We start from the raw sequence: 16855 nt of genomic DNA, 5'->3' as shown, positions 1-16855 counted from the left end.
GCCAGGGTCTTCCTTCACTGCGAGGGTCGGGGGTGCCGCAGCCGGGGGAACGGCTGCTCAAGATCGAGCCTCACACGCGAGGGAAGGTGCGAAAAGAGGAGGAATCCATCCTGGGACGGGAACATCCTGGGAGTAAATTCTCCCCCCTTCCCAGAGTGGGATCGGTGTCATGCTGGGCAGCATGACCAGCAATGTTCCACTCGACGAGCTGGGTGAATTCCTCAAGAAGCGCCGCTCGGAGCTGAGCCCGCGCACGGTCGGGCTGCCCGAGACGGGCAGGCCCCGCCGGGTCGACGGGCTGCGCCGCGAGGAGGTCGCCCAGCTCGCCAGCATCAGCACGGACTACTACACCCGCCTCGAGCAGGGCCGCATGCAGGCGTCTGCCCCCGTACTGGACGCCCTCGCCCGCGTGCTCCACCTGGACGACGACGAGCGCGGCTACCTCTTCCAGCTCGCGGGCAAGACCACCACCCGCACCCGGCGCCGAGGCCGGCAGAAGGTCCAGCCACAGCTGCAGCGGGTCCTGGACGACCTCACCGCCACCCCGGCCATCGTGCAGGGCCGGCGCGGAGACATCCTCGCCTGGAACGCGCTGGCCGCCGCCCTGGTCACCGACTTCTCGCGTATCCCGGAGAAGCACCGCAACTATCCCCGGATCATCTTCACCGATCCCGCCATGCGCACCCTGTACGCCGACTGGAGGACCTCCGCGCGGATCTCCGTGGCCCAGCTGCGGATGGAGGCCGCCAAGTACCCCGAGGACCCCCGCCTGATCGAGCTGGTCGGTGAACTGTCCATGCGTGACCAGGAGTTCGCCCGATGGTGGGGCGAACACCACGTCGCCGCCCGCACCGTGGGCACGAAGACCCTGAATCATCCGGTCGTCGGCGAGCTCGTCCTGGACTGGGACACCCTCACCGCCAACACCGACCCGGACCAGAACCTGACCGTCTGGACCGCGGCCCCCGGCTCTCCCACCCACGAGCGGCTGCGCATCCTCTCCTCCTGGGCCTCCGACCACGACCTGGCCGCCTCGCCACCGATCGCCTGACCCTGTCGGCCCCCCACGCCGACGGCGACTGCCGAAGATCCGGCGGAGTCCGCGTTCCACTTCTTGACGTGTCATCGTCACGCCAGTAGAGTCCCGGCAATTCGGGCTTTTGAAACGATTCAAACGATGGAGATGCCATGCTCCACAGACGCTCGTTCCCGTCCGTGATTCTCAGCGGCTGCATTGTGTTCGCCGTGATCGGCAGCGTGGCGATCATGCCGGCGTCCGTCTCCTCCGCGGCGTCGGCGTCGGACGCACGGTTCGCCGTGAAAGCCCTGACCACCAACGGCCGGGTGAACCCGCTGGGCATCGGTGATGAAGACCCGGTCTTCGGCTGGCAGTTGGCGTCGGACAGGCGGGCGGCGTCGCAGCAGGCCTATGAGATCCGGATCGGACGCTCGCCGGGGTCGGCCGGGGTGTGGGCGTCCGGCAAGGTGACCTCCGATCGCCAGGTCGGCATCAGGTACGGCGGTGCTGAGCTGGAGTCGAACACACGCTACTACTGGCGCGTCCGGGCCTGGGACGACGAGGGAGCGGCCAGCCGGTGGAGCGCACCCGCGTCCTTCGAGACCGGCCTGCTGAATGCCGGCGACTGGAAGGACGCCCAGTGGATCACGCGTCCGAAGGCCGCGAGTGAGCTGGACAAGTGGACCGACTACACCGCCACCGTCGACTTCAGGCTCGACAACGCCGCCTTCGGCATGTTCCTGCGTGCCTCCGACGCGAGCAACGGGTACATGTGGCAGTTCAACGTCACCGGACCGGCCCCCGTGCTGAGGCTGCACAAGCAGGTCAAGGGCAGCTACTCCGTGGTGCAGGAGGTCGCTCTCGCGCCCCACGGCTTCACCAACGCGGATCTCCTCGCCGGCCGGCACACCGTCCGCTACGACGTCGTGGGCAGCACCATCAGGACGACCCTCGACGGCAAGCCGGTCAGCACCTTCACGGACTCCACGTTCACCAAGGGCTACATCGGTTTCCGCACCCACGCCTGTTGCGGCGAACGCGGAACGGTCTACGACGCCGTCGTGACCGGCACGGACGGCAGCACGCTGCTCGACACCGACCTCGCCTCCGGACGCAACCCCTTCACCGGCGGCGACATCGTCGACTCCACGCTCGTGGTGTCCGGCACCACGGACGCCCTCTACGCCCCCGCGGGCCGGCCGCTGCCCCTGCTGCGCAAGGACTTCGCCACCGAGCCCGGCAAGGAGGTCGCCTCCGCGCGGGTCTACGCCTCGGCACTCGGCCTCTACCAGCTGGAGATCAACGGCAGGCGGGTCGGCGACCAGGTGCTCGCGCCGGGCTGGACCGACTACCACAAGCGCATCCAGTCCCAGACCTACGACGTGACGAGGCTGCTCGCCGACGGCGACAACGCCATCGGCGCGTCCCTGGCGGACGGCTGGTGGGCCGGCAAGGTCGGGCTCGGCTGGAGCGGTCAGTACGGGGACACCCCCGCGTTGGTGGCGAGGATGCGCATCACGTACACCGACGGGTCGGTCCAGTGGATCGAGACGGACGGTTCGTGGAAGACGGCGGACGGCCCCTACGTCAAGGCCGACCTGCAGGACGGCGAGACCTACGACGCCCGCCTGGAGCAGTCGGGCTGGAGCCGCCCGGGATTCGACGACGCCACGTGGGAACCCGCCGCGAGCCTTCAGTCCCGCACCGCCCTCCTGGTCCCGCAGAGCGACGAACCGGTGCGCCGGACCCAGGTGCTCGAGGCCCGGACCATGAGCGAGCCCACCGCCGGCTCCTACGTCTATGACCTCGGCCAGAACATGGTGGGCGTGTCGCGGCTGACCCTGACCGGCACCGCCGGCCAGACGGTCAGGATCCGCCACGCGGAGGTGCTCAACAAGAACGGCACGCTCTACACCGACAACTTCCGCAGTGCCAAGGTCACCGACCGCTACACGTTCGCCGAGTCCGGAACGGTCACCTATGAACCCACCTTCACCCAGCACGGGTTCCGCTACATCGAGATCACCGGCGTGGACGAGCCCCCCGCCCTCGCCGACGTCAAGGGCGTGGTGTGGGGATCCGACCTCCCCTCGACCGGCACGCTGAAGACCTCGGACAGCATGCTCGACCAACTGGTGAGCAACATCTCCTGGAGCCAGCGGGGCAACTTCCTGTCCATTCCCACCGACACCCCGGCCCGTGACGAGCGCCTGGGCTGGACGGGAGACATCAGCCTGTTCGCGCCGACGGCCAACTACCTGGTCGACACCCGGGCCTTCCTGTCCCACTGGATGACGGACGTGCGCAACTCCCAGTACGCCAACGGTGATCTGCCTGCGGTGGTTCCGACCCCGCAGGGTCAGTTCAGCGACAGCGGTGTCGGCTGGTCCGACGTGATGATCACCGTGCCGTACCACGTGTGGCGCTCCTACGGCGACACCCGCATCCTGCGGGAGAACTACACCGCCATGCGGAAGTTCTTCCAGTTCGTGCGCGACAGCGCCGGACCGGACCTTCTCGAGCCCGGCCGCACCACGTTCTTCACCAACGACTGGCTGCATCTGGACGACCCGACCGAGCAGGGCGTCCTGGGCACGGCCTACTACGCCGAGGACGCCCGCATGATGGCGGAGGTGGCCGAGGCGCTGGGCGACGAGGCGGCGGCTGCCGACTACAGCGAACTCTCCGCCGACATCCGCTCCGCCTTCACCAAGGCCTACGTCGACGCCGACGGCACCGTCAAGGGCAACTCGCAGACCGGGTACGCGCTGGCCCTCGGCATGGACCTGATCTCGGACCCGGCGCTGGTCGAGAAGGCCGGCGAGAGGTTCGTGGCCAAACTGGCGCTCACCGACCACCACCTGCGCACCGGCTTCATCGGCACACCCCTGCTGCTGCCCGCGTTGAGCAAGATCGGCCGGAACGACCTCGCCTACACGATGCTGCTGCACAAGGACTACCCGTCCTGGGGCTACGAGGTGGCCAACGGTGCCACCACCATGTGGGAACGCTGGAACTCGATCATGCCCGACGGCAGCTTCGGCCCGGTCGACATGAACTCCTTCAACCACTACGCGTACGGCGCCGTGGGCGACTGGATGTTCCGGAACATCGGCGGCCTCTCCGCGGTCGACCCCGGCTACAAGCGGTCCCGCATCGCACCGGCGCCCGGAGGGAACCTGACGCAGGGCTCAGGAAGCCTCAAGACCGTCCACGGCCTTCTGTCGTCACGATGGAGCACCCGCGACGGCGCGTTCGATCTGAAGGTGACAGTGCCGGTCAACACCGTCGCGGAGGTTCACGTGCCGTCCACGAGCCGCCGGGCGGTCACCGAGAGCGGCCGTCCGGCGGACACCGTCAAGGGCGTCCGGTTCCTCCGCATGGAGGACGGCGCTGCAGTGTTCGAGGTCGGCTCGGGGTCCTACCGATTCGCGTCGGCCTGAGACAGTCACCGTCGCCGCGGCCCGGCGTGGACTACGAGGTGGCGGGCGCCGGAAGATGCGCGGGAACCGTCTGACGCTCCGCGGCGGTCGGCAGGCTGAGCACCATGGTCAAGCCGCCGCCGGGGGTGTCCTCGGCATGGAGGGTGCCGCCCATGGCCTCGGCGAAGCCGCGGGCGACCGCGAGACCGAGACCGACGCCGTTGCCGCGCGGGGCGTCGCCGTAGCACTGGAAGGGCGCGAAGATGCGGTCCTTGGCCTCGTCGGGGACGGCCGGTCCGCGGTCCACGACACGGAGTTCGACCCGGTCGGCGATGGCACTGGCCGCCACCAGGACCGGCTCGTCCTCGGGGCTGTACTTCACCGCGTTCTCCACGATGTTGGCGACCACGCGCTCCAGCAGACCCTTGTCGGTGGCCACCATGGGCAGGGTCTCGGGGATGTCCAGGTCGATCTCGCGGATGAGCGGGGCGAGGGTGCCGGTCTGCAGGCGTGACATGTCCAGCAGGTTTCCGACCAGGTGGTCGAGACGGTCCGCGCCTTCCTCGATCGCCTCCAGGAGATCGGCCCGGTCCTCCTCCGACCACTCGACGTCGTCCGAACGCAGGCTGGACACCGATGCCTTGATGCCGGCGATCGGGGTGCGCAGGTCGTGGCTGAGGCCCGGCGCACCACCTCGTCGGGCCCGGTCTCCCGCTGCCGGATGCCGGTGATGGACTCGACGACGTCACCGAGGGACTCCAGGTGCTGGATGTTCACCGTGGATATGACTTGGTGTTGCGTGAGCCCGGGATGTTGGTGTGGGCCAGCTCGTCGACCAGGGCGACCTGCGGGCGGCGGTCCAGGACCGCGTCGACGTCCATCTCGGTGAAGACGCCGCCGCGGTACTCCAGCTCCTTGCGCGGCATCTCCTCCAGGCCGTGCAGCATCACCTCCGTGCGCGGCCGGCCGTGTGCACCACGCCGCGCTTGCGCAGTCGGCGGCGCAGGTGGTCGCAGTCGTAGCCCTTGTCGGCGTGGAGCTTGGCCGGACGTCGACGCCGCGGGCCGCGCCGGGAACCTTTTGCCGCCCGGACGCTGACAACAGCCAGCCGAGCGGACTCGCTGCTCCGTCTCTCCAGGGCATACGAATCAAGCCGCTGAACGAGCGGATCCCAGGAGAACGAGATCAGGCTGCCCGGAGCCAGCACCGCTTACACCGCACGACGTCGAACGTCAGGAGATGGGGAACCAGGTCGAGAGGCGCTTGGCGATGACCGGTACATCGATGTTGTCCTGTGCGACTTCCTCGACGAACGGGCCGGCAACGGAGACGGGTGGCGGGACGGTACCGGCGCTGACGCCGTTGAACCGAAGGAAGACACGCATGGCGAGCCAGGCGGTGCGCTTGTTGCCGTCGATCAGCGCGTGATTGCGAGCCACGGAGTGCAGCAGCGCCGCCGCCTTCTCGTGCAGCGTGGGATACAACTCGGCCCCGAACACGTTGGTCCGGGGCCGTTCGACAGCTGACACCAGAAGCCCCAGGTCACGCACGCTGTGCTCGGTACCGTTGACCGTGCGGGCGATGGCCAGGATCTCGTCGATCTGGACGTAGCGCACGGTGCTCACTTCAGGTAGTCCAAGATCTCTGCATCGCTGTCCATGAGTTCCGTGAGAACGTCCTCGACCTTCAGCTCAGCCCGCTCCTGGGCTTCACGAATGGCCTCGATGGCGAGTTCCTGCTTGCTGCGACCTTCCCGACGAGCACGCTCGGTGAGCTTCGCGTCAAGGTCGTCGGGGAGTCGGAGTGTCATCGCCATGCAGCCATGATACCGGGCTGGTATCAAGATGGCGAGGTAACGCCGGCCACTCGGCTCCAGACCACGTCGCCACGTTCAACTCGCGCCGCCGCTGAGCGTGGTCGACTGCCGCATGCCCTGGCCGCGGGGCACCCGAAGTTCAAGGTGCCGCACCACGCCGAACTCGTGGTCGGCGCGGTGGTGGCGGTGGTCGCCACCTCCTGTGGCCGTCACCAGGCGCCGGTACAGCAGCGTCTTGCTGTTCGCGGTGAGGTCAGCGGGTTCGGCGGGAACGGGAGCGGCGCGGGCCGGGCCCGGAACAGGGCCTTGTCCTGGTCACCGGCCTCTACGTCGTCCGCAACCCCGAGAAGCTGACCCGCGCCGAGAGCGAGACCCCCCTCACCCTGCGATGACCTCGCCGCACCGCCCGGAGGCCACCTGACGCCCCGGCCCGGAACTGACTCGCGCAGGGTGATGCCGGCCCCGCAGGCGCCGGCGGCCTTCTCCCACCGCCTCCGTCTGGCCACGAATGCCCTCGTCACCCACGAGCCCGGTCGATGGGCACCCGCACCGAGTCCCTGGTCAGCCTGCTTCGGTCAAGGCCGCGTGCGCGGCGGCGAGGATCTCCCCGGAGAGCGGGGAGCCCTTGGTGGCCCGGGACAGGGCCAGCGCACCGAACAGGGTGCAGAGCCGGACGATGCCGTCCTGGTCGTCATCGGCCAGGAAATCGGCGAAGTCCGCCACCCCCTCGGCGTAGACGCGACGGGCCTCGCGCCCTCCGCCCTCGCGCGCGATGTCGGTGGCGAGCGCGGCGACCGGGCAGCCGTCCGCCGGGGCGTCGCGGTGCTCGACGGAGAGGTAGGTGTCGATCAGCGCCCGCTGGGCGGCGGCGCGCTGCCCTTCGTGCCGCTCGAGCCCGGCGCTGTGGCGTTGGGCGAGCTCGGCGAAGGCGTGGGCGGTGGCCTCGTCGACGAGCGCCTCCTTGGAGGCGAACTGCTTGTAGAAGGCGCCGTGAGTCAGACCGGCCGCCTTCATCAGGTCGGCGACGCTGACCTGCATGCCCTGCTCCCGGAACAGCCGGGACGCGGTGTCCACCACTCGCCTGCGATTTTCCTCCGCCTGCGCCTGCGATACGCGGCCCATGATCACCTCCCGTTTGGATGTCGACTGGCATCTATCATAGACCCATGTTTAGATTGGATTCGTAATCTAAACCCTTGCGGGTGGCCGACGCCGCCCGCCACGACCAGGAGCGAGCATTGGAACTGAAGAACGCGGTCGCGGTCGTCACCGGCGCCAACCGGGGTCTCGGGCGGCACCTGGCCGCCCAGCTCGTCGAGCGCGGCGCGAAGGTGTACGGCGCGGCCCGACGCCCCGAGACGGTCGACCTGCCGGGCGTCATCCCGCTGCGGGTGGACGTCACGGACGAGGCGTCGATACGAGAGGCCGCGCGCGTGGCGTCCGACGCGACACTGCTGATCAACAACGCGGGCATCTCCACCGGCGCGTCGCTGATCGGAGGCGACGTGGCTGAGGTGCGCCGGGAGATGGAGACCAACTTCTTCGGCCCGCTCGCCACGATCCGATCCTTCGCCCCCGTCATCGAGGGCAACGGCGGCGGCGGCGTACTCAACGTCCTGTCCGTCCTGTCCTGGCTGCACCCCGCAGGACTCGGCTCCTACGCCGCGTCCAAGGCCGCCGCGTGGGCGCTGACCGGTGCCATCCGCGACGAGCTGGCACCCCGCGGCATCGCCGTCTCGGCGCTGCACGTCGGCTACATGGACACCGACATGGCCGCCGGCGTGCCCGCCGATCAGAAGGTCGCCGCCGCCGACGTCGCGACCCAGGCCCTGTACGGCATCGAGACCGGCCTGCCCGAGATCCTCGCCGACGAGACCAGCCGGTACGTCAAGCAGAGCCTGTCCGCGGCACCCCAGTCGAACGCGGACTGACGCTCACCCCCAACACCCCGGCGCGACCACCTCCACACCCCTTCGTGCAAGGACATCTCATGCGTTACACGACCTTCGGCCACCGGACCGGACTGCGCGTCTCCGAGTACGCGCTCGGCACCGCGAACTTCGGCACCGGCTGGGGCGCGGGCGCCGAGCCGGACGAGGCACGCCGGATCTTCGACCGGTTCGCCGAGGCCGGCGGGACCTTTCTCGACAGCGCGGACGGCTACCAGTTCGGCGAGTCGGAGGAACTGACCGGAAAGCTGATCTCCGCCGACCGCGACCACTTCGTCCTGGCCACGAAGTTCACCCTCGGCGCCGCCCCGCAGCCGGACATCTCCAGGACCGGCAACAGCCGCAAGAACATGGTCGCCTCGGTCGAGGCCAGCCTGAGGCGCCTGAGCACCGACTACATCGACCTGCTGTGGGTGCACTTCCCCGACGAGCTCACTCCGATGGAGGAACTCCTGCGCGGACTCGACGACCTGGTGAGCGCCGGCAAGATCCACCACGCCGCGCTGTCCAACTTCCCCGCCTGGCGCGTCTCGCGCGCGGTCACCCTCGCGGACCTGAAGAACTGGGCGCCGATCGTGGGCATCCAACACGAGTACAGCCTCGTCGAGCGCACCGCCGACCGTGAGCTCCTGCCCATGGCCGAGAGCCTCGGGCTCGGCGCCGCCCTGTGGTCCCCGCTCGGCGGTGGACTGCTCACCGGCAAATACCGCAACTCCACCGAGGGGCGCCTGAGCGACCTGGGCATGGTCATCCACACCGAGAGCACCGGCCAGAAGACCGCCGTCGTCGACACCGTCCTGGCGATCGCCGAGGAGACCGGCCTGACGCCCGCCGAGGTGGCGGTGGCATGGGTGCGCGAGCGCGGCGCCCGTTCCGTGGCCACGCTCGTCCCGATCATCGGCCCGCGCAATCTCTCCCAGCTCGACAGCTACCTCGGCGCCCTCGACGTCCAGCTGACCGATGAGCAGTACACCCGCCTGACCGATGTCAGCGCGGTGCCGCCCGGCGCGCCCCACGAGGGGATCGCCGCCTCCCTTGACCGCCTCCAGGGAGGCGCCGCCGACCGCGTCACCGCCCGGGTCGTGCCGGTGGCCTGATGGGTGAACGCGGCTGAGGACGCGGTGCGCCCGCGCGCAACCAGAAAGACCACACAACCTACCTCGCACTGGAAAGGCCCGGGGCGAAGGGAGACCCCGGCCTTTCACGGGCGGGAAACGGAACGGAGACGACGATGAAGGCCTTCATGGTCGAGAACTACGGCGACCAAGCCGGGATGCGCGCCGCCGACATACCCGACCCCCAGGTAGGTGCCGACGACGTCCTGGTCAAGATCCACGCGGCGGGCATCAACCCGCTGGACCTCAGGATCCGCAACGGAGACTTCAAGGCGTTCATGCCCTACCGTCTCCCGCTCGTTCTGGGCAACGACCTCGCAGGGACGGTCGTCCGGGTCGGCCCGTCCGTCACCCGCTTCGCGGTGGGCGACGAGGTCTACGCCCGGCCCGACAAGGACCGCATCGGCACCTTCGCCGAACTCATCGCCGTCCACCAGGACGACCTGGCACCCAAACCGGCCACCCTCACCATGGCCGAGGCCGCCTCCCTCCCCCTGGTCGCCCTGACCGCATGGCAGGCACTGGTCGAGCGGGCCCGCGTGCAGCCGGACCAGAAGGTCCTCATCCACGCGGGCGCCGGCGGCCTCGGCTCCATCGCCGTCCAGCTGGCCAAGGCGCTGGGCGCGCACGTGGCCACCACCGTGAGCACCGCCAAGGTCGACCTGGCCAAGGACCTCGGCGCGGACGTCGTCGTCGACTACCGCAGCCAGGACTTCGAAGAGGTCCTCGACGGCTACGACGTCGTCCTCGACAGCCTCGGCGGCGAGAACCTCGCCAAGTCCCTGCGCGTTCTCAAGCCCGGCGGCACAGTCATCGGCGTCGCGGGCCCGCCCGACCCGGCCTTCGCCCGCGAACTGGGCGCGAACCCGATCCTCCGCCTGGCCATGACCGCCCTCAGCTTCAAGACCCGGCGCAACGCCAGGCGCCACGGCGTGACGTACTCGTTCCTGTTCATGAGGGCCAGCGGCGACCAACTGCGCGACCTCACCCCCCTCATCGACACCGGAAAGATCCGCCCCGTCATCGACCGCGTCTTCCCGTTCGAAGAAACCCTCCAGGCCATGGAATACGTCGAAAAGGGACGGGCAAAGGCCGGCAAAGTCGTCGTCGCGATGACGCCGGCCCGGACGACGGCGTACCACTGACACGCAGGTGTCGCGGCCCCGGTTGGACCTGAACCGGCTGCGGATGACGATGACGCGCACGGCGGACCGGTGGAAGGTGAGCGCGGTCGACGGTCTCCGAGGCAGGCCGGCCGGTGGGCAGGGATGGGGGGCGACGGCATCAGGACGTCGTCCCGCCGAACTTCGTCGTCTTCTCCAGGACGTCCGGCGCGTACAGGCGCAGGCCCTGGTGGAGGGCGAACTCCGCCAGGTAGGCGCGCAGCACGGTCGGCGGCTCCTCGGCGAGGCCCAGCATCCGCCGGTTCGCGACTACCGCGGGCGCCGCCAGCTCTTCGACGGCGGCCGCGACCGCCGTGTCGAGGGCGGCGGGGTCGGCGGCGTCGACGATGGTGTCGCAGATCAGCCGGGCCTCCGGCTCGGTGGCGTGGAGGCGCCGCCCGGAGAGGATGACCTGGCGCGCGAGGCGGCTGCCCGCGATACGGGGCAGGCGCAGGTTGGCCACGCCCGGGATGATGCCTTCCTGGGCGGCGGGCAGGCTGAAGTAGGCGTCGGACGCGGCGATCACCCGGTCGAAGGCGAAGAGGAGCTGCATGCCGCCGCCGATGGCGAAGCTGTCGACGGCGGCGATCCACGGTTTCTGCACGGTCGTCGTGGACCAGGGCGCGTTCCGGCTCATGACGGGGTTGCCGCTCGCGTCGGCCGGGAGCAGGCCGCGCTGCAGCTTGCTGAGGTAGCCCAGCTCGCGACGCAGCAGGAAGTCCGTGTACGAGATCCGGCCCGCGTCGAGGTGGCGGAGGTTGATGCCGGCGCTGAAGACGCGGCGGCCCCGGTAGCGCGGGTGCGTCATCTCGCCGCCGCGCAGCACCCCGACCTTGACGCGGTCGTCGAGGAGCGCCAGGTCCACACCGACGTCCATGGCGGCGATCAGGTCGTTGTCCTCGGCGTTGAGGGCGTCCGGGTTGGTGACGGTCAGGTGGGCCGCGTCGCCGACGCGCTCGACGTGCAGCCGGCCCAGATCGACGCTGCCGCGCTCGGTGAACTCCGGCAGCAGCGCCAGAGCGCGGTCGGTGGGCCGCAGCAGCGACTCCATCAGGTGGAGGCCGGCCCGTTCGTGCCGCAGCACACCGGAGAAGAAGACCGCCTGGTCGATCTCCCGTCCTTCCTTGTCGGCCTGCGCGAGCCCGGCCTCGGCCACCATCTGCTCGCGGGTGGGCACCAGCCCGCCGAGCAACTCGGCTGCCGCGTCGAGGAGTTCGTCCAGCCAGAGGTAGCGGGTGCGGTTCCCGGTCAGTGCGTCGTACACGGCCTGCCCGTGCTCGGCCAGGAACGTGGTACGCCCGCGCCGCGCGTCGTCCGTCGCGGCGTCCAGGTGTGCCCACTGCTCGGGGGTGCGATCGGCCTTGCGCGGGGTACGGGCCAGGACTTCCTCGGCGCGTACGGCCAGGGCACGGGGGCGCTGCCAGGCCGCGGTCAGGGCGGCGGTCATCGCTCGTCCCCGGTCGCCGGAGCCGCTGCGCGCAACGCCCTGTCACAAGCGGCGAGATGGATGCCGAGGGCGTCCTCGAAGGACGTGCCGGAGGCGTCGAGGATCAGGCCGCGCAGCAGTCGGGCCCCGGCGCCGGAAGGGATGCCCGACAGGGCCTTGGCCACGCGGTCGTCAGGCGCGTCGGTGATCTCGTCGACGATGCCGAGATCGAGCGCCTGGTAGGACTCCAGCACTCCGGTGCCCGCCATGCACAGGGTGAGCCTGCGGGCGCGCGAGACGCCGATGCGGTGGGTGAGCCGGTGGACGGCCATGCCGGGCCAGAAGCCGCCGGCCGCGGTGGGCAGGGCGATCCTCAGGTCAGGCGCGGCGATCCGGATGTCCGCGGCCATGAGCAGGTCGAACGCGGGCCCGCCGCACGCCCCGGAGGCGGTCACGAGGGTCACGGCGTCCAGGCGTTCCCACTGGCGCAGGGCCCGCTCCCACTTGTTCACCGTGTGGACGTCGACGGAGCCCGGCCAGTCCGTGTGGCCGGGGCCGAGCCCGATCACCGCCGCCTGGGCCCGCTCGTCCTCGACCCGCTCGCGGAACGCGGTGATCGTCCTGGTCAGCCGTGCCATGTCCGGCGCGGAATCGAGCCGTAAGCGCAGCGTCGTCATCGTCTGTTCACATCCATCCGTGTCACCACCGCACCAGCGCGGTTTCGATGGTCGAGCCGGGCCCCATGCTCATCAGGACGCCGAGGTCGCCGGGGCGCACCACGCCCTCGTCCAGGAGCCGCCGATAGGAGAAGAGAAAGGAACCGCTGGAGAGATTTCCGTGGTCGCGCAGCACGCTCACGGTGTGCCGCAGATCGTGTCGTGTCAGGCCGAGGTTCACCATGACGGAGTCGATGACCTTCTTTCCGCCGGAGTGCACGACCCAGTGGGCGATGTCGGTGCGCCGCACTCCGGTGCCCGCGAGCAGCGCGTCGACGGCCTGTTCGGCGTGGGCGCCGACGACGTACGGGACATCGCGGTCGAGGAAGAAGCTGAACTTTCCCTGGTCTTCGTCCCAGTCGTAGCGCATCGCCTCCAACGCCTCGGTGATGAGCAGTCCGGCGAACTTCAGGATCTGCGCACCACCGCCGGCTTCGCCGGACGGGTGGCCTCCGTCGTCGTCGGCCCGCACCGCCAGGGCGGCCGCGCCGTCGCCGAACAGGCTGTTGACCACGGCGCTGCGCATCGTGTCGTCGAAGACGTACGCGGCCGAGCACGCCTCGACGCAGAGCATGATGGCGAGCTGCCCGGGATGGGTGGCGGCCCAGCCGGCCACGGCGGTCAGCGCGTTGAGTCCGGCGTTGCAGCCCATGCCGACGATGTCGGCGCGCGCGCAGGTCCTCGGCAGCCCCGTCTCGCGGATGATCCGCGCGGAGAGTCCCGGGGTGAGGAGCCCGGTGCTGGTCACGCACATCAGATAGCCGACGTCGTCGACGGACGCGCCGAGCTTCTTCAGGCAGTCCTGCAGGGCCGCCGAGCCCATGGCGATGCCGGTCTCCCGGTGCTTGGCGAGGAGTTCGCCCTGGCTCTCCGGGCGCGGTCTGCCGGTGTCCGGGTCGATCGGCGGCAGGGTCAGGTGGCGCCGGTCTATCGCGCTGTTGGTGAAGAGCGACCGGATCCGGGGGTCCGAGATGCCGTAGAGGTCGAGTACCTCGGACTGAGAGTAGGACAGGGGTGGTGTGGCGGTGGCCAGGTCGAGTATGCGGGGCCGGGTTCCGGCCAGCAGTCCTGTGGGCGCTTCGGCGGTCGTCACCGCGCACCCGCCGTGTCAGACAGCAACTTGTGGTTCCGTCCCTTCACTTGGCGGCTCCGTCTTGCGGGGGTGTGCCGCTGCCGCGCAGGTGGTGCGAGATTCTCGCCGCGATGTCGCGCAGCGGTTCGGGCTGCATCATCTCCTTGTGGGCGCAGTCGATTCGGTACGTCGTCATCCGCCCGTCCACGTAGGGGGCGAAGGCCCGCGCCGGGGACAGCGCGGGGTTCTGGGCGAGGTCGGCCAGGGGCTCGAAGAAGAGGGCGTCGCCGTGGAACACGTCGGGCCGGTGCTCGCGCGCGAGCCGTTTCCCGGCGAGGGTCAGCTCGACCATCGCCCGGGCGGTGTTCTCCTGCATCCCGGCGAACTCCGGGTCGTTGCGGATGAGGAAGCGGGCCGCCTCGGCGATGCCCTGGGCCGCGGCCGCGACCTCGGGGGTCTCCGCGTCGACGGCATGGCCGAGTTCGCGCAGCCCCTCGCGCAGTGCCGCCGGGATGTCGTCCACCGGCCCGGGTTCCGCCGGCCGGGGTGCGTCGTCGGGGAGCCTGGCGTCGAGCAGCGCGAGCAGTTCCACCTCCTCGCCGTCCGTCTGGAGCCGGGTCGCCATGGCGTGGGCTAGCGTGCCGCCCATGGACCAGCCGAGCAGCCGGTACGGTCCCGACTTCTGCAGGTCGCGGATGCGCCGGACGTAGTCGCCCGCCATGTCCGCGAGCGAGGCCGGGGCCGCTCCGCCCTCCGACAGCAGGCGGGCCTGCAGTCCGTAGACGGGCATGTCGGGCGTGAGGTGCCGCAACAGTCCCGCGTAGCACCAGCTGAGCCCGGCGCCGGGGTGCACGCAGAACAGCGGTGCCTCGCCCTCCGCTCGCGTACCGGCCTCCGGTTCGCGCAGCGGCAGCAGCACGTCGAGGGCGTCCCGGGCCGGAGGCGAGCCCGCGAGGCGGCGGGCGAGGCCTTCGACCGTGGGTGCCTCGAACAGGGTCCGCACGCCCGCCTCGGCTCCGAGGACGGAGCGCAGGCGGCCGACGAGCCGTGCGGCCAGCAGTGAGTGTCCGCCGAGGTCGAAGAAGCTGTCGTCGATCGTGACACTCGGCAGGCCGAGGGTTTCGGCGAAGAGGCCACACAGCGCCTGTTCACGTGCGGTGCGCGGCCCGCGGCCCGCCGGTGACGCGGCGTGGCCGGGCACGGGCAGGCGGCGGCGGTCGAGCTTCCCGCCGTCCGTGCGGGGCAGTTCGTCGAGGGTGACGACGGCGCCGGGCACCATGTGCTCCGGGAGGGTGGCCCGGACCCGCTCCCTGAGCTCGGCGGCCTCGCACCGCGCGCCGGGCACGGGCACGACGTAGCCCACGAGCCGGGTGTCGCCCGGGGTGTCCTCGCGGACGACGACCGCCGCGCGGGCCACGTCCGGATGGCCGAGCAGGGCCGCCTCGATCTCGCCCGGCTCGATGCGGAAGCCGCGCACCTTCACCTGGTCGTCGGCGCGGCCCGCGAACTCCAGCCGCCCGTCCGGCAGCCGGCGCGCCAGGTCTCCGGTGCGGTACATGCGCTCGCCCCCGGCTCCGTACGCCGCCGCGTACGGGTCGGCCACGAAACGCTCCGCCGTCATACCCGGTCGCCGCACATAGCCGCGCGCGAGCTGCGCGCCCGCCACGTACAGCTCGCCCACCACGCCGGGCGGTACGAGACCGAGGCGCCGGTCGAGGACGTACACCCGGGTGTGCGGCACGGGGGTCCCGAGGGGCACACCGCCGGGCTCCGGGTGCGGCGTTCCGTGGCAGTCCCCCACCACCACGTCCACGGTCGTCTCGGCGGGCCCGTAACAGTTGGTCAGGGTCGCGTCGAGCGTGTCGGTGAACGCGGTGACGGTCCGGCGTGTGAGAGGTTCGCCGCCGCTGAGGACCCGGCGCAGCGCGGTGCACTCGGCGGCCTCGCGCGTCTCCAGGAAGGCCTGGAGCATCGACGGCACGAAGGTCGCCGTCGTCACCGCGCGGTCGCGCGTCAGCCGGGCCAGGTACTCCGGGTCCCGGTGCCCTTCCGGCCGTGCCACCACGAGCGCGGCCCCGTCGATCAGCGGCCCGAGGAACTCCGGCACGAACGCGTCGAAGCTCGCCGGTGTCTTCACCAGCGCGCGGTCGGTGTGGTTCAGCGGGGCGCGTTCGCGCATCCAGCGCAGGCGGTTGACGATGCCGTGCTGCGGGACCAGCACGCCCTTGGGGCGGCCGGTCGAGCCGGAGGTGTAGATCACGTATGCCGGATGGGCGGGACGCAGCGGGCGCACGCGCGCCGCGTCGGTGGGGTCGCCCGGCTCCTGCGCCGGGTCCGTGTCGTCCGGGGCCTGGTCCGCGCCGCGCTGCAGGTCGTCCAGGACGAGGCGGGGCGGCCCCGTCTCCGGCACGGCTGCGGCCGCGGCCGCCGAAGGACGGGTCACCACGCAGGCCGGGCGGGCGTCGGCGAACAAGAACGCGACGCGTTCGGCGGGCAGATGGGGCTCCACGGTGAGGAACGCGGCGCCCGCCTTGAGCACGCCGAGCAGCGTGACGATCAGCTCCGCCGAGCGCTCCATGACCACCGCCACCACGTCCTCGGGCCCCGTCCCGTGGGCGATGAGGCGGTGCGCGAGCCGGTTGGCCTCGGCGTTGAGCCGCGCGTAGGTCAAGGTGATGTGCTCGTCGATGACGGCGACGGCCCGTGGGGTGCGGGCCGCTTGCTCCTCGAACAGCTCCGCGACGCCCCGGTCGGCCGCCGGCGCCCGGAGGGTTCCGCCGTCGCCGTCGCACGTCAGCCGCGCGCGTTCGGCCAGATCGGCGGCGTAGGTGATACCGCCCTCGACACCGGCCGGGGCGCCGTCGGCCGTGAACCGTTCGGTGAAGTCGAAGGAGAGGTCGAACTTCGCGGCGGTCGCCCCGGGTGCCACCGGCTCGACCCGCAGACCGGGCAGTTCGAGGGCGTCACGAGTGGTGTTCTGCAGGGTGAGCATGACCTGGAAGAGGGGGTGGCGGGCCGGCGACCGGACCGGGTTGAGGGCCTCCACCACCTGCTCGAACGGCAGATCCTGATGCGCGAAGGCCGCCAGATCCGCCGACCGCACCCGCCCCACCAGCTCACGGAAAACCGGATCCCCCGACACATCCGCCCGCAACACC

13 protein-coding genes and 3 pseudogenes are annotated in these 16855 nt (G+C 70.7%); 5 read left to right on the top strand and 11 right to left on the bottom strand.

Annotation, left to right across the window (positions count from 1 at the left end; translation table 11 throughout):
• Positions 1 to 169 precede the first annotated feature (169 nt).
• Positions 170 to 1051, top strand: a complete 882-nt coding sequence (locus IE97_RS0123990) for a helix-turn-helix domain-containing protein (protein ID WP_030244239.1) — start codon at positions 170 to 172, stop codon at positions 1049 to 1051.
• Positions 1052 to 1188: 137 nt separating this feature from the next.
• Positions 1189 to 4461 (top strand): family 78 glycoside hydrolase catalytic domain, encoded by a 3273-nt coding sequence (locus tag IE97_RS0123985; RefSeq protein WP_051705085.1) that lies wholly within the window; start codon positions 1189 to 1191, stop codon positions 4459 to 4461.
• Between the two features lie 31 nt (positions 4462 to 4492).
• On the opposite strand, the pseudogene IE97_RS0123980 reads toward IE97_RS0123985, so the two are convergent.
• From IE97_RS0123980 to IE97_RS0123960, 7 genes and pseudogenes are all read right to left on the bottom strand, one after another.
• Positions 4493 to 5158, bottom strand: a pseudogene (locus tag IE97_RS0123980) (sensor histidine kinase); the annotation flags it as partial.
• A 14-nt stretch (positions 5159 to 5172) separates the two neighbouring features.
• Positions 5173 to 5366 (bottom strand): annotated as a pseudogene (locus IE97_RS40710) (sensor histidine kinase KdpD); the annotation flags it as partial.
• A 32-nt stretch (positions 5367 to 5398) separates the two neighbouring features.
• Positions 5399 to 5506, bottom strand: a pseudogene (locus IE97_RS42580) (IS5/IS1182 family transposase); the annotation flags it as partial.
• 166 nt (positions 5507 to 5672) lie between these two features.
• Positions 5673 to 6065 (bottom strand): type II toxin-antitoxin system death-on-curing family toxin, encoded by a 393-nt coding sequence (locus tag IE97_RS0123970; RefSeq protein WP_030244226.1) that lies wholly within the window; start codon positions 6063 to 6065, stop codon positions 5673 to 5675.
• Positions 6062 to 6256, bottom strand: a complete 195-nt coding sequence (locus IE97_RS0123965; RefSeq protein WP_030244225.1) for a ribbon-helix-helix protein, CopG family — start codon at positions 6254 to 6256, stop codon at positions 6062 to 6064. The genes IE97_RS0123970 and IE97_RS0123965 overlap by 4 nt, the downstream gene beginning before the upstream one ends.
• A gap of 75 nt (positions 6257 to 6331) precedes the next feature.
• Complete coding sequence (locus tag IE97_RS42205; RefSeq protein WP_158708326.1) at positions 6332 to 6469, bottom strand: hypothetical protein; 138 nt, start codon at positions 6467 to 6469, stop codon at positions 6332 to 6334.
• 348 nt (positions 6470 to 6817) lie between these two features.
• On the bottom strand, positions 6818 to 7378 hold the full coding sequence (locus IE97_RS0123960; protein WP_030244224.1) for a TetR/AcrR family transcriptional regulator: 561 nt from the start codon (positions 7376 to 7378) through the stop codon (positions 6818 to 6820).
• A 116-nt stretch (positions 7379 to 7494) separates the two neighbouring features.
• On the opposite strand from IE97_RS0123960, the gene IE97_RS0123955 reads away from it, so the two are divergent.
• The 3 genes from IE97_RS0123955 to IE97_RS0123945 all read left to right on the top strand — a co-directional run bounded on the left by IE97_RS0123955 (position 7495) and on the right by IE97_RS0123945 (position 10465).
• Positions 7495 to 8187, top strand: a complete 693-nt coding sequence (locus IE97_RS0123955; RefSeq protein WP_030244222.1) for an SDR family oxidoreductase — start codon at positions 7495 to 7497, stop codon at positions 8185 to 8187.
• A gap of 59 nt (positions 8188 to 8246) precedes the next feature.
• Positions 8247 to 9302, top strand: a complete 1056-nt coding sequence (locus IE97_RS0123950; protein ID WP_030244221.1) for an aldo/keto reductase — start codon at positions 8247 to 8249, stop codon at positions 9300 to 9302.
• A gap of 134 nt (positions 9303 to 9436) precedes the next feature.
• Positions 9437 to 10465 (top strand): NADP-dependent oxidoreductase, encoded by a 1029-nt coding sequence (locus IE97_RS0123945; protein WP_030244219.1) that lies wholly within the window; start codon positions 9437 to 9439, stop codon positions 10463 to 10465.
• A gap of 139 nt (positions 10466 to 10604) precedes the next feature.
• On the opposite strand, the gene dpgC is transcribed toward IE97_RS0123945, so the two are convergent.
• The 4 genes from dpgC to IE97_RS0123925 all read right to left on the bottom strand — a co-directional run.
• Positions 10605 to 11930: a (3,5-dihydroxyphenyl)acetyl-CoA 1,2-dioxygenase DpgC gene (dpgC, locus tag IE97_RS0123940; protein ID WP_030244214.1), complete on the bottom strand. Its 1326-nt coding sequence runs from the start codon at positions 11928 to 11930 to the stop codon at positions 10605 to 10607.
• Entirely contained in the window at positions 11927 to 12586 is a 660-nt protein-coding gene (gene dpgB / locus IE97_RS0123935) for an enoyl-CoA-hydratase DpgB (RefSeq protein ID WP_030244211.1), read from the bottom strand. Before dpgB ends, dpgC begins: the two co-directional genes overlap by 4 nt.
• Before the next feature lie 22 nt (positions 12587 to 12608).
• On the bottom strand, positions 12609 to 13691 hold the full coding sequence (gene dpgA / locus IE97_RS0123930; protein WP_051705090.1) for a 3,5-dihydroxyphenylacetyl-CoA synthase DpgA: 1083 nt from the start codon (positions 13689 to 13691) through the stop codon (positions 12609 to 12611).
• A 70-nt stretch (positions 13692 to 13761) separates the two neighbouring features.
• Positions 13762 to 16855, bottom strand: a 3094-nt coding sequence (locus IE97_RS0123925; RefSeq protein ID WP_037844696.1) for a non-ribosomal peptide synthetase, incomplete at its 5' end; no start/stop codon positions are given.

This window comes from Streptomyces sp. NRRL S-455 (genome assembly GCF_000717875.1).
Taxonomy (GTDB): Bacteria; Actinomycetota; Actinomycetes; order Streptomycetales; family Streptomycetaceae; genus Streptomyces.
Note: the sequence above shows the minus strand (reverse complement) of the source record. Positions and strands in the feature narration are given on the sequence as shown.